Genomic DNA, 13,188 nt, shown 5'->3' on the forward strand with positions numbered 1-13,188 from the left:
TTGAGATCGTTCCCGAACCATCCGCCCCTGACGGACCATCAGCCCGAACGCCCCACACCGGGCAGCTTTGACGCCCTTCCAGTTATACGTATAACTTGAGGCTTCACCGAGACCCCGCGAGAAGGACGCCCATGGGCTACGCCGCACTGCTCCGCGCCCCGTACGTCACCCGGCTGCTGGTCGGCACCCTGATCGGGCGGCTGCCCGCCGGCATGACCGCGCTGGTGATCGCCCTCGCCCTGCGCGAGGCCGGCACCCCGTACAGCCGGATCGGCCTGGCCACCGCCGCGTACGCGATCGCCGCCGCGATCGGCGGCCCCGTCCTCGGCCGGATCGTCGACCTCACCGGCCAGCCCCGCGTCCTGCTCGCCTCCGCCACCCTGGCCGGCGGCGGCTACGCGCTGCTCGCACTCGCCCCGGGCTCCCCCGTCGCCGCCCCGCTCGGCGCCGCGATCGCCGGCCTGTGCATGCCCCCGCTGGAACCCTGCCTGCGCTCGCTGTGGCCCGACGTCGTCGAGGAGGAGCAGCTCGACACCGCCTACGCCTTCGACTCCGCCTCCCAGCAGGTGCTGTACGTGGCCGGGCCGCTCGCCGTCGCCGGGCTCGCCGCCGCGTTCTCGCCGTCCACAGCCCTGTGGACGGCCGCCGTGCTCGGCCTGCTCGGCTCGCTGGTGGTCGCCACCACCGCCCCCGCCCGCCACTGGCAGGCCCCGCCGCGCGCCGCGTCCGCCGGACTGCTCGGTCCGCTGCGCTCCCCCGGGCTGGTCCTGCTGCTGCTCGGCCTGGCCGGCACCGGCTGGGCGGTCGGCGCGCAGAACGTGCTGTTCATCGCCTACGCCGAACGGCACCCGGGCGCCCTGCCCGGCGGCGCCGGCACCCTGCTGGCACTGGCCGCACTGGCCGGCCTGCTCGGTGCGCTCGGCTACGGCGCGGCCACCTGGAAGGCCGACACCGCCACCCGCACCTGGGTGCTCGCCCTCGGCATGGCGCTCGGCTACCTGCCGCTGCTGCTCCTGCCCGGCCCGCTGCCGATGGCCGCGCTCGCCTTCCTCTCCGGCCTCGGCCTGGCCCCGCTGCTGGCCGCCGCGTTCGTCCTGGTCGCCGAACTCGCCCCGGCCGGCACCGTCACCGAGGCGTTCGCCTGGCTGATCACCCTGTTCGCCACCGGCAACGCGGCCGGCTACGCGGTCTCCGGCGCACTGGTCGACACCTCGCTGCACGCCGTCGCGCTCTGCGCCGTGGCCGGCTCCGCCCTCGGCGGCCTGCTGCTGCTCGCCACCCGCTCCCGGCTGCGGGCCCCGCTCGCCCTGGCCGCCTAAGGACCGAAACCGCTGGCCCGCCCCGCCCGCGGACTGCTTGGATGCGCTATGACGCGCATCCAGCTGCCCGCGGGCTACACGGTCTCCACCGATCCGGCACTCCTCGACCGGGAGGCGGTGCACCGATGGCTCTCCGAGGACTCTTACTGGGCGCTCGGACGGCCCCGCGAGAAGCAGGACCGGGCGATCGAGCACTCGCTCAACTTCGGCCTGTACGAGGACGCCACCGGCACCCAGCTGGGGTACGCCCGGGTGGTCACCGACCACGCCACCTTCGCCTGGCTGTGCGACGTGTACATCGCCCCGCCGGCCCGCGGCCTGGGCCTTGGCACCGCGCTCACCGCCGCCGTCCGCGACGAGCTGGCCGGACTCGGTCTGCGCCGCCTGCTGCTGGCCACCCGGGACGCCCACGAGGTGTACGCCAAGGTCGGGTTCGCCCCGCTCGCCCTGCCGGAGAAGTGGATGCTGCTAGGCGAGCAGTGACCGGGCTCAGGCCGGGGCGGTGGACCGCCGCACCACCAGCGAGGTCGCCAACGGGGCGGCCGGCGGCGGCAGTTCACCGCCCAGCAGGGCCACCAGGGTGGCCAGGCCGGTCCGGCCGAGCTGCTCCCCCGGCAGATCGACGGTGGTCAGCGGCGGGCTGAGCAGCTCCGCGACCGGAATGTTGTCCATGCCGACCACCGACAGGTCGCCGGGAATCCGCAGCCCCAGCTCGTCGGCCGCCTGGTACAGCCCGGACGCCACCACGTCGTCGTCGCACACCACGGCACGCGGCCGGTCCGGCCCGGCCAGCAGCTCCCGGGCCGCCCGCGCCGCCTCCCGGCTGCCCTCGTTCAGACTGACCGCCCGCTCCTGCACGGCCAACTCCGCGGCCGCCGCCGCGAACGCCGCCTGCCGGACCCGGAAGGTGTACGCGGAGTGCACCGACCGCAGGTAGCCGATCCGCCGGTGGCCCAGCGCCGCCAGGTGATCGACGGCGGCCCGCATGCCCGCGGTCAGGTCCAGCTCGACGGTGGGACGGCCGGGGTTGGCCGCCGGGTCGGCGTCCAGGAACACCGCCGCGGTGTCGGCGGGCAGAGCGCCGAGTTGCTTGTCGTCCGGGGAACAGATCAGCAGACCGTCGAAACGGCCCGCGGCGGCGGCCTCGGCGAGCGTCGCCGCGTCCCAACCGCTGGAGACCACCACCGAGAGGCCGTGCCGGGCCGCCTCCTCGTGCACACCGGTCAGCACCCGGCCGAAGAACGGACCGAGCAGGTTCGGCACCGCCAGCAGCACCATCCCGCTGCGGCCCAACCGCAACTGCCGGCCGGCCGCCTGCGGGCGATAGCCCAGCTCCCGGGCAGCATCGGTGATCCGCTGCCGGGTGGCGTCCGAGACCCGGTGCCCGGCGCTGCCGGAGAACACCAGCGAGACCGTCGCCTGCGACACCCCCGCCAGCCGGGCCACGTCCCGCCCGGTCGGCCGCCGCCGCGCCCCCTCGCCGGACCCCGAGTCCGACACGCCCGTCAGCCGGCCTGCGCCTGCCGGGCGGCAGCGGCCCGGGCCGCTTCGTCCGCGTCGTCCTCGGCAGCGTCCCGGGCGACCGAACGGGCCTTGCGGCTCTCGATCCGGTTGGCGATCTGCGCCGACATCTCGTCCCGCTGCTTGCTCAGCACCACATAACTGATCGCCGACGAGGCCACCATCGCCATGGCGACCAGCAGGATCAGCCCGAGGTCGCCGACCACCGGAACCACCCCGAAATGCGCCAGCAGCAGCCCCACCAGCAAGCACGCCAGAAAGATGCTCGCCCGCAGCGAGGTGTAGCGGAGCGTCGCGTTGATCTTGCTGCTCACCGGGGATCGTCCTTCACTGCCGGGTCGCGCCGGGAAGCGCGAGGGGGTAATGGCCCTCCCAGTGAAGCACGACCTCACACCCTCGAGGTTCCAGGGGAGCCCCGCAGGAGCACGCAGCACCCCACCGCCACCGCACACAGCCCGCCCGCCGCGTACCAGGTCGCGTCGTAGTTCCCGAAGCTGTCGCGGGCCAGGCCCGCCAACCCGGCCACCATCGCCGCGCCGATCTGGTGCGCCGCCAGCACCCACCCGAAAACGATCGGCGCATCCGCCCCGAAGTACCGGCGGCACAGCGCAACGGTCGGCGGCACGGTCGCCACCCAGTCGAGGCCGTAGAAGACGACGAAGGCGAGTATCGGCGGCCGCAGGCTCTCCCCGAACAGCGAGGGCAGCAGCACCAGCGACAGACCCCGCAGACCGTAGTAGGCAATCAGCAGCCGGGTCGAGTCGAACCGGTCGGTGAACCACCCGCTGGCAATCGTCCCGACCACGTCGAAGATCCCGATCAGGGCGAGCAGCGAGGCCCCGGTGGTGACGGGCATGCCGTGGTCGTGGGCGGCGGGGATGAAGTGGGTACCGACCAGACCGGCGGTGGTCGCACCGCAGATCGCGAAGGACGCCGCGAGCAGCCAGAACGCCCGGCTGCGGGTGGCCTCGCGCAGCACCCGCAGCGAGCGGGCGATCGCCGAGCCGTCGACCACCGGCGGTGCGGGCGCCTCGGTGGCCCCGTACGGCAGCAGGCCGAGATCCGCGGGGCGTTCGCGCATCAGCACCAGGACGGGGACGGCGACGGCAGTGGCGGCGAGCGAGATGACCACCACCGCGGTCCGCCAGCCCTGGTGTTCGACCAACGCGGCCAGTACCGGCATGAAGATCAGGTTGCCCGCCGCGCCGGCGGCGGTGAGCACGCCGGTGACCAGGCCCTGCCTGGCCTGGAACCAGCGTCCGGAGATGGTGGTGGCGAACGCGCCCGCCATCGAGCCGCTGCCGAGGCCGACCAGGACGCCCCAGCAGAGGATCAGTTGCCAGGCCGCGGTCATCAGGACGGTGAGCCCGGCGCCGACCGAGATCGTCAGCAGCGCGCAGACCACCACCAGGCGGACGCCGAAGCGGTCCATCAGGGCGGCCGCGAAGGGGGCGGTGAGGCCGTAGAGGGTGAGGTTGACGGAGACGGCGCTGGAGATGGTGGCGTGCGACCAGCCGAACTCGTTGTGCAGGGCGTCCATCATCAGGCCGGGCGCGGAGCGGAATCCGGCGGAGCCGACCAGGACGACCAGCGAGACGGCGGCGACGATCCAGCCGTAGTGCAGGCGCGGGGCGGGCCGTGGCGGGGCCGGGTCGGCGACGGGTGTGGTGGTGAGTTCGTTCACCCGCCGAGTCTGCGGTTCCGGGCCCCGCCGCCACGACGGGGTTTGCTGCCATCTCCCGTCGAGATCCTGACGCGTCAGTGGCCGCCGGCGACCGGTCCGGCGTCGGGGACCCGGCGCAGGCCGCGGATGGGCGGGCTGAGCAGCAGCGCGGCGGCGGTCAGCACGGTGACCACGCCGCCGACCACCAGGACGTGCTGTGCGCCGAAGGCCTGCATGGCGGGTCCGGCCAGGGCGGAACCGAGCGGGAACATGCAGACGGAGCCGGCCACTTCGTACGCGTGGATGCGGTTGAGCACCTCGCCCGGCACCTGGGTCTGCACGCTGGTGGCCCACATGACGCCCCAGAAGCTGATGCCGATGCCGGAGATCAGCTGGGCCGTGCCGATGGCCGGCCAGGGCAGGTCGAAGGCGAGCGCGAACTGCTGGAGCGGGAAGACCAGGAGGGCGAGCGCGCCGGCCGCGAGCGGGCGGGCGGGCTTGAGCCGGATCGCGATCAGGCCGCCGATCACGGTGCCGGCGCCGAACATGCCGTTCAGGATGCCGAACACGGTGGCGCCGTGAGCGGGCACCATCAGCGAGCCGAGCAGCGGGGTGAGCGGGCCCCAGGAGAGCACCGTGAAGATCATCCAGATCAGGATGACGCCCCACATCCAGCTGCGGGAGCGGAATTCGTGCCAGCCCTCGACCAGGTTCCGCCACAGGCTGTCGCCGGGCGGCGGGGCGGGGACGGGGCCGAGCCGCAGGGCCAGCAGCGAGCCGGCGCTGATCGCGTACATCAGGCCGGCGATGACCATCACCCAGCCGGTGGAGGCGGCGGCGAGCAGGCCGGCCAGCGGCGGCCCGGCCAGGGTGGTGAGCGCCTCGGAGATGCGCAGGATGCCGTTGGCGCCCTGCACGTCGCGGGCCACCAGCGGGACGGTGGAGGCGGCGCCGGGCTGGAACATGGCGGCGGCGGTGCCGGCCAGCGCGAGCAGCAGGTACAGCTGCCAGATCTCGTCGATGCCGCGGAAGAACAGCACCGCGAGCAGCACCCGGGTGGTGAGGTTGAGCAGGTCGGCGAAGATCATCAGCCGGCGGGCGGTGAACCGGTCCGCGAGGACGCCGCCGACCAGCACCAGGCCGGCGAACGGGGCGAGCAGGAAGGCCATCGCGTAGCCGACCGTGGAGGGCGAGTGGCCGGTGGTGAGGAGTCCGGTGGTGACGGCCACGGGGAGCATCGCGTCGCTCAGCAGGCCGGCCGAGCGGGCGGTGAAGTAGAGCCGGAAATTGCCCGACCAGATGGCGGGCCCGGTGGGGGTACTGACGCGCAGGGTGGGGGCGGCGTCGAGTTCTGGTGCGGTCACGACCCACAGTTTTGGTGTAGACCACCGCCGGTTTCCAGTGCTTTTGGATCACGATGCGGCGTCCGAGCGGCAACTGACCGGACGACAGCTCGCCGCGCGCGCCCCGAGCACGGCACGGCGGGCTGTCGTCCGGGTCTGCGTCCGGGCCCTGAAGCCGTGACGCCCGGCGTCCCGATCTCGCCGAGGTTCCGGGCGGATGCGGCCAACGACCCCCTGAGTGTCGGCACCGCCCGGGCTCCCTCGGCGTCCCCTCGCAACGGAACGCCGCACCCAAGAGTGATCAGTCGGATACGTCACGTCAATGGGTTGTCCGAAATTCAGATGGATCACCGGGAGCGCGGAGAGCGCACGCGTGGCGCGCCCGGACCCGCCGTCAGGCGTTCAGCGCGCCGTGACGACCGGCTGCTCCGCCCGCTCGGACACCGCGGCCACCGGGCCGATCTCGCACCACACCCGCTTGCCTGAGCCGTCCGGGTACCAGCCCCAGCGCTCGCACAGCAGCTCCACCAGCTCCAGGCCGCGCCCGTTGGTGGCCTCCGCGTCGGCCCCGGCGTGCCGGGGGGCGGGGGCGGCGCAGCTGGCGTCCGCGACCTCCACCCGGACCCCCGGCGGGGCGTCCGGGCCGGCCGGCATCAACAGGCGCAGCACCGCCGGACAGCCGGTGTGCACCACCGCGTTGGTGACCAGTTCGGAGACCACCAGCACCAGTGTCTCGGCGACCGGCGAGTCCGGGTCGAGCCCCCCGGCCTCCAACCGGGCGCGCACCCAGCGCCGGGCCCGTGAGACCTCCGCCGGGTCCGCCTGGACCGCCAGCTGTACCTGAAGTACCTGCACCGTTCCACCACCCGCACTCGGTATTCGGCCCGCTTGATCCCGCCGGTCCGGTCGGCCGCGCCTCACGGAGGCCGCCGATCCGTACTGCCCATGGCATCGACACGAATACGCCCCAGAATGATTCCGGGACCAGGTCGCAGCAAGCGCTTCGGGCATATTCCAGCGTTCGGGGGATGTCTCGGTGCATACTGTCCCGCTCACCCTGCCGGGGTTCGCACGACCGGTCGGCGGCACCGCCGCCGCGGGTAACCCCGACCGTACTCCCCACGCCCCGTCACCACCGGGCCGCCACGAGCGAACCACCCTTCCTACAAATGTCCAGCGCTCCTCGAACGCCGGGCATGTCGTCAGGCGAACACCACGGTCCGGGTGCCGTTCAGCAGCACCCGCCGCTCGCTGTGCCACTTCACCGCGCGGGCCAGCGCCTGGCACTCGACGTCCCGGCCGAGCGCCACCAGCTGCTCCGGCGTCACGTCGTGGGTGACCCGGGCGACCTCCTGCTCGATGATCGGGCCCTCGTCCAGGTCGGCGGTGACGTAGTGCGCGGTCGCACCGATCAGCTTCACGCCCCGGGCGTGCGCCTGGTGGTAGGGGCGCGCGCCCTTGAAGCTCGGCAGGAACGAGTGGTGGATGTTGATCACCCGGCCGGACAGTTCCTTGCACAGCCCGTCCGACAGCACCTGCATGTAGCGGGCCAGCACCACCAGTTCGACCCGCTCCCGCTCGACCAGGTCGAGCAGCTGCTGCTCGGCCTGCGCCTTGGTGTCCTTGGTGACCGGTACGTAGTGGAACGGGACACCGTAGGACTCGGTCAGCGCCCGGAAGTCGGTGTGGTTGGACACCACACCGACGATGTCCACCGGCAGCGCCCCGATCCGGGTCCGGAACAGCAGGTCGTTCAGGCAGTGCCCGAACTTCGAGACCAGCAGCAGCACCCGCATCCGCTCCGCGGACTCGTGGATCTGCCAGTCCATCCGGAACGAGGCGCCGACCGCCGCGAACGACGCCCGCAGCTTCTCCGCCGTCACCGGCTGCTCGGCCGTGAAGTGCACCCGCATGAAGAACAGCCCGGTACCGGCGTCGCCGAACTGCTGGCTGTCGATGATGTTGCAGCCCGTCATGAACAGATAGCTGGAGACCGCGTGCACGATGCCCTGCTTGTCGGGACAGGACAGCGTGAGAGCGTACTGGGAGTGGGCAGTCTCTTCCATGTCGCGGGGTCCCGTTTCTCGGCTCTGGTGCGGACGGATCGCCCAGCCTGGCACAAATCCGCCCGCCGCGCGGCCACCGCCCGCCACCCGAGACCGCGCGGCACCCCCACCGCTCAGCGGTGCGCGGTCAGTTGCCGCACCTCGGCCGGCGTGGACGGCGGCAGGTCCGGATCCGTACCGTCGTTGACGGCCAGCCGATAGTGCGCCTCACGCGCCGCCCGCACCGCCTCCGGCCAGTCCGGGTGCCCGAGGTAGACGGCCGCCGGGGCGTCCTCGCCGACCTGGTGCACGATCCGCAGCACCCGCAGCACCGCCGCGTCCACCGCGACCGCCTCCGCGGAATCCCGGAACACCGAACCCACGTACTTCTCCGCCGACCAGCGATCCAGCCAGCTGTCCTCGACCAGCCGGTACACCGCGTCGCCGGGATCCCCGTAGTCGCCCTGTCCGTCCAGCCAGGCCGACTGCTGGAAGCCGGGGTCGGAGAGCATGTGCAACGCCGAACGGATCCGGGCGCGCCAGCGCCACCAAGGCAGGTCAGTCAGGGGCATGACGCCCATCGTGCTGGAGCGGCCGCCCGTTCGAGAAGAGTTTCGGGCAGAACGGTACGGAGAATCCACGCTGTCGGACACGGGAGATGATCGTACGTTCCCAGGCCGGTCGGCCTCCACACGCGTCGTCATCACACCCGCGCACTCCGTGTTCCTCCCCCGTTGGCGGACCGTTCACATCGCGTCCCTCTCACCGTGCGCGGGCCGCACCACCCTGGACCCGCCGAACCTGCGCAACGAAGCACGGGTCAGTCCCCGCAGCATGTCCAGGGAGGAACAGAGCACCATGACGCGGACCGGAACCCCCCACCCGAGACCCGCCGTCAGCGGCCGCCACCACCACCGCACCACCGGCGCCCTCGCCGCCGGCCTGGTGCTGCCCGCCCTGCTCTCCGCCACCGCGTGCGGCGGCCCGGCCGCAGCCGACGCCACCGACCGGGACGTCACTGTGATGACCTTCGCCCCGTCCGGCACCGGCGCCGCCGACCGGCCCGGCATGACGGCCCTCGCCGAAGCCATCGGCCGCGACCTGAACGCGCACGGCGGCCTGAACGGCCGCAAGGTCCACATCCTCACCTGCAACGAACACGACACCACCGAGGGCGCCACCGCCTGCGCCAACCAGGCCGCCGACGCGCACGCCGTCGCCGTGGTCGGCTCCGCCAGCCAGTACGGCGGCAACTTCATCCCCGTCCTGGAAGCCGCCGGCATCCCCTTCATCGGCGGCTACGGCCTCTCCACCCCCGAGTTCAGCAGCCCGCTGTCCTACCCCGTCAACGGCGGCACCCCCGCCCTGGTCGCGGGCAGCGGCCGCCAGCTGATCGAGGCCGGCTGCAAGCAGATCGCCCTGATCCGCCCCGACAGCCGGGCCGGTGACGCCCTGGTCAACTACCTCGGCACCGCCGTCAAGCAGACCGGCATCAAAATCACCGACGTCAAGGCCCCCGAGAAGTCCAACGACTACTCCCCCTACGCCCGGCGGGCCATCGGCGACGACCGGCCCGGCAACTGCGTGCTCTCCGCGCTCGGCGCCGAACCCACCGCCAACCTGCTCGACCCCTACCGCCGGGCCAACCCGAAGAACACCCAACTCGCCTCGGTCATCGGCTCGTTCCAGCAGTCCGTGGTCGACTCCACCGGCGGCGACAACGGCCCGCTGCGCGGCGCGTACGCCACCGGCTGGTTCCCCGCCGAGAGTTCCCCCGTCTGGGACAACCTGCGCGCCACCGCCCGCACCTACGGCAACGGCACCACCATCGACGTCACCGACCCCGGCGTCCAGACCACCTGGGTCGCCTACACCGTCCTGCGCCAGGCCGCCGGCCGCATCGACCCCTCCCGGCCACTCACCGCGAAGGCCCTCCAGACCGTCCTCGACAGCGGCGACCCCATCGACACCGGCGGCACCACCCCACCCCTCAGCTGGGGCGTCACCAGCATGCTCCCCACCGCCGACTCCCCCCGCCTGGTGAACACCTCCGTCACCTTCCAACAGGTCCAGAACGGCCGCCTGGTCGAAAAGCACCAGGGCTTCACCAACGTCCGCACCATCCTCGCAGGCTAGGAGAAGCAAGCAGGCGGGTGCGAAACCAGGGGCGCGTGGGGGTACCTCCCGGCCCGCCAGGGCTGGGGGAGAACTGCGCGAAGGGGAACGCACCCAACCGCAAGATCGCAACGCAGACAATGACTTGCCATTGATCGCGACCTTACGGACCGGCGAGCGCTTGTCGCGCAGTTCCCCGCGCCCCTGATCTCGCACCCGCCAGCTCGCGCAGCTCCCCGCGCCCCTGCTACAGCTCCGTCGCGCCCTTCTCCGGCAGCCCCGTCTTCGACGCGATCGCGCTCCACAGCTTCGACGCCTGCTCCTTCGCCGTCGTCGCGGAGCCACTCGCCGTGTTGCCGTTGCGGTAGTGGTCGTTGTCCTTCGCCTTGCCCCCGTCGCAACCCGCGACCATGTCCCCGGCCCACAGGGCGTATTCGGAGTCGGCGGTGGAGGACGCCTGCCACGCCTTCTGCAGTTGCTCCACCAGCTTGCCACCGTCGGTGAGCTGGTCCACCTTCAGGTCGCCGAGCTTCTTCAGCAGGTCCTGCCGCTGCGCGGCGGCCGCCGTCAGCGCGGCCTGCGCGTCCGGCAGACCCTGGCACTTGCCCACGGCCGTCACCGCGTTGACCACCGAGGTGCGGCTGGCACTCGCGGTGCCGAGCAGGTCGGACATCGCCTGCGCCTGCGCCTTCACCTCCGGCCCGACCGCGCCGTCCCCGCCGCCGCCACCACCGGCCGGCGCGGACGCCGACTGGCTGCTCGAACTCTTGGCCTTGGCCTGGTTCTTCTTGGAGTCGTCGCCGCCGCCACCGCCGCTGGCGAACACACCGATCAGCACCGCGATCACCGCGACACCGGCCACGCCCGCACCGATCAGCACCTTGGTGTTGGGCTTGCGACCGCCCCCGTTCGCCGACCCGCCGCGCCCGGGCTCCGGCGCCGCCTGGTACGGCTGCTGCGCCTGCGGCTGCTGCGGGACCGCACCGTACGCGCCGCCGTAGCTCGGCTGCGCGGGGGCGGGCGACGGGTACTGCTGCTGCCCGCCGAACGTCCCTCCGGCGTAGCCCTGTTGCGGGAATCCGATCTGGGTCGGCGCGTTCGGCGCGGCCGCCACGGACGGGTCGCCCGTCGGGTAGGGCGGCAGGTACTGGGTGGCCCCGGCGTCGCCCTGCGGAGCACCCGGCGCGGCGGGGGCGGCCTGCTGCGGCGCGCCCCAGTACTCGGGGCTGCCGCTCTGCCCCAGCGGCGGGACGGACTGCTGCTGCGGAACGGGGCTCGGCGGCTGCGGCTGGGCATACGGGGGCTGCGAGGCGGCCTGCACCGGGGTACCGGTGCCCTGACCGTCCGTGGCGGGCTCCGGCCGGAACAGGTCGTCCAGATTGAAGTCGCCGGATTTCGGATACGAGCGGCGCTGGCTCAACGCGATTACCTCACCTGTGCACGGCACCGGGATCCCGGGCCTTTCGGTTGCCCCGCCGGGTTGCTGACGACGGACCACAACTGCGAGGCCACGCTACCGGTTCACCGGCACAGGTGACTACGTGGGCTGCTGTTCTGTGCTATTGCTTCACGAAGCCCAGTCGCCTCACCTGTACCGGCCCGCCCCGCCCACCTGCTACGCGGCCTCCCCGTCCATCCGGGCGTGGAACTCGCGGACCGCCCGGTGGCTCCGGTACGGCTCCAGTCGGCTGCGGAAGTCGTCCAGGTACTCCACGCCCCGGTTCGAGCGCAGCCCGCTGAGCAGCCGGACCGCCTCGGTGCCGGTCTCGCAGGCGCGTTCCAGGTCGCGCTGCTGGAGCTGGGCGGTGGCGAGCAGCACCAGGTCGACGGCGCGCCGGCGGACCCGGTGCGCGGGGTGCAGTTCGAGCGCGGTGCGGGCGTAGTGCTCGGCCCGCTCGCCCTGCTGGAGGTCCCGGTGGCAGTGCGCCAACTCGTCGGCCAGGTAGGCCTCGTCGAAGTGCACGATCCAGTCCGGGTCGTCGGCGGGGTTGCGGCGCTCCATCGCGGCGAGCGCCTTCGCGGCGACCGCCTCGCAGGCGTACGCGTCGCCGAGCAGGGCGTGGCCGCGGGCCTCGGCGGCGTAGAACATCGCCATCGCGGTGGGGGTGGCCACCGCGCGGGCGCCTTCCTGGGCGGCGCGGGCGAGTTGGGCGATCTCCCGGGGGTTGCCGAGGGTCGCGGCGAGGTGGCTCATCGAGGCGGCCAGCACGTAGCCGCCGTAGCCGCGGTCGTCGGCGGCCTGGGCGAGGCGCAGCGCCTGGATGTAGTAGCGCTGGGCGAGGCCGGACTGGCCGGTGTCGACCGCCATGTAGCCGGCCAGTTCGGTCAGCCGGGCTACGGCGCCGAAGAGTTGACGGCCCGTCTCGTCGCGGTAGGAGCCGCCGAGGAAGCCGGAGACCACGCTGTTGAGGTAGTGCACCACGACGGGGCGGACGTGGCCGCTGCCGAACCGGTGGTCGAGGTCGACCAGCATCTGGGTGGTGGCGCGGATCGCCGCCACGTCGGCCAGGCCGACCCGGGTGCCGCCGGTGCGGGCGACCACCGGGTCGGGCGGGGTGATCAGCCAGTCCCGGCTGGGTTCGACCAGGGCGGAGGCGGCGACGGTGGTGCCGGCCAGGAAGTCGCGCTTGCCGACGTCGCTGCGCCACAGCTCACAGATCTGCTCCAGCGCGGTGGCCAGGCTGGGCGCGAACTGGAGTCCGACGGCGGAGCTGAGGCTCTTGCCGTCGGCCATGCCGATCTCGTCCACGGTGACGCCGCGGCCGAGCTTGCGGCCGAGGGCCTCGGCGATGACGGCGGGCGCCTGCCCGCGTGGTTGTTGCCCGCGCAGCCAGCGGGCGACGGACGTCTTGTCGTATCGCAGGTCGAGCCCGTGTTCGGCTCCGCAGAGGTTGACCCGGCGGGCCAGGCCCGCGTTGGAGCAGCCTGCCTCCTGGATCAGCTGCTGCAGACGCTCGTTCGGCTCTCGTGCGACGAGTGGTCTCGCGGCCATGGGATTTTTCCGCCTCCCCAACGCCGTCCGGACCCGACCGGAGGGCGACGACTGTGCAACACCATGCGGAATACCCACGGTGACGTACCCACTCCCCACGCGCCCTGCTGAATGCCCCTGTGCGCCCCCACTGCGCCCGTTACCGCCCCTCTCGCAACGGGGGGTTCCGACCAGGATCACCGTCCCGGGT

12 protein-coding genes are annotated in these 13,188 nt (G+C 72.8%); 3 read left to right on the plus strand and 9 right to left on the minus strand.

What is annotated here, in order from left to right; all coding sequences use genetic code 11:
• Window positions 1–131: 131 nt before the first annotated feature.
• Together ACZ6R9_RS09690 and ACZ6R9_RS09695 are read left to right on the plus strand one after the other, a co-directional pair.
• Window positions 132–1,319 carry an MFS transporter gene (locus ACZ6R9_RS09690; RefSeq protein ID WP_465537494.1) on the plus strand — a complete coding sequence of 396 codons (1,188 nt, stop codon included), beginning with the start codon at window positions 132–134 and terminating at the stop codon, window positions 1,317–1,319.
• 48 nt (window positions 1,320–1,367) lie between these two features.
• Window positions 1,368–1,802 carry a GNAT family N-acetyltransferase gene (locus ACZ6R9_RS09695; protein ID WP_380479420.1) on the plus strand — a complete coding sequence of 145 codons (435 nt, stop codon included), beginning with the start codon at window positions 1,368–1,370 and terminating at the stop codon, window positions 1,800–1,802.
• 6 nt (window positions 1,803–1,808) lie between these two features.
• On the opposite strand, the gene ACZ6R9_RS09700 is transcribed toward ACZ6R9_RS09695, so the two are convergent.
• The 7 genes from ACZ6R9_RS09700 to ACZ6R9_RS09730 all read right to left on the minus strand — a co-directional run bounded on the left by ACZ6R9_RS09700 (window position 1,809) and on the right by ACZ6R9_RS09730 (window position 8,463).
• A complete protein-coding gene (locus tag ACZ6R9_RS09700) occupies window positions 1,809–2,819 on the minus strand; it encodes a LacI family DNA-binding transcriptional regulator (protein WP_380479418.1) in 1,011 nt (336 codons plus the stop codon).
• Window positions 2,820–2,824: 5 nt separating this feature from the next.
• Complete coding sequence (locus ACZ6R9_RS09705; RefSeq protein ID WP_380479416.1) at window positions 2,825–3,154, minus strand: DUF4229 domain-containing protein; 330 nt, start codon at window positions 3,152–3,154, stop codon at window positions 2,825–2,827.
• Between the two features lie 74 nt (window positions 3,155–3,228).
• A complete protein-coding gene (locus ACZ6R9_RS09710; protein ID WP_380479414.1) occupies window positions 3,229–4,524 on the minus strand; it encodes an MFS transporter in 1,296 nt (431 codons plus the stop codon).
• 74 nt (window positions 4,525–4,598) lie between these two features.
• Window positions 4,599–5,867 carry an MFS transporter gene (locus tag ACZ6R9_RS09715; protein ID WP_465537499.1) on the minus strand — a complete coding sequence of 423 codons (1,269 nt, stop codon included), beginning with the start codon at window positions 5,865–5,867 and terminating at the stop codon, window positions 4,599–4,601.
• 381 nt (window positions 5,868–6,248) lie between these two features.
• Entirely contained in the window at window positions 6,249–6,701 is a 453-nt protein-coding gene (locus ACZ6R9_RS09720; RefSeq protein ID WP_380479410.1) for an ATP-binding protein, read from the minus strand.
• A 347-nt stretch (window positions 6,702–7,048) separates the two neighbouring features.
• Window positions 7,049–7,912 (minus strand): formyltetrahydrofolate deformylase, encoded by an 864-nt coding sequence (gene purU / locus ACZ6R9_RS09725; RefSeq protein ID WP_465537501.1) that lies wholly within the window; start codon window positions 7,910–7,912, stop codon window positions 7,049–7,051.
• Window positions 7,913–8,025: 113 nt separating this feature from the next.
• A complete protein-coding gene (locus ACZ6R9_RS09730) occupies window positions 8,026–8,463 on the minus strand; it encodes an SCO4402 family protein (RefSeq protein WP_465537503.1) in 438 nt (145 codons plus the stop codon).
• 286 nt (window positions 8,464–8,749) lie between these two features.
• Here ACZ6R9_RS09730 and ACZ6R9_RS09735 point away from each other — a divergent pair, with 286 nt between their 5' ends.
• Window positions 8,750–10,027 (plus strand): ABC transporter substrate-binding protein, encoded by a 1,278-nt coding sequence (locus ACZ6R9_RS09735; RefSeq protein ID WP_380479403.1) that lies wholly within the window; start codon window positions 8,750–8,752, stop codon window positions 10,025–10,027.
• Window positions 10,028–10,253: 226 nt separating this feature from the next.
• Here the strand turns inward: ACZ6R9_RS09735 and ACZ6R9_RS09740 are convergent, their stop codons facing one another.
• Entirely contained in the window at window positions 10,254–11,426 is a 1,173-nt protein-coding gene (locus ACZ6R9_RS09740) for a hypothetical protein (RefSeq protein ID WP_465537506.1), read from the minus strand.
• A 195-nt stretch (window positions 11,427–11,621) separates the two neighbouring features.
• Complete coding sequence (locus ACZ6R9_RS09745) at window positions 11,622–12,998, minus strand: transcriptional regulator (protein WP_465537508.1); 1,377 nt, start codon at window positions 12,996–12,998, stop codon at window positions 11,622–11,624.
• Window positions 12,999–13,188 lie beyond the last annotated feature (190 nt).

It is taken from the genome of Kitasatospora sp. NPDC048662 (assembly GCF_055587065.1).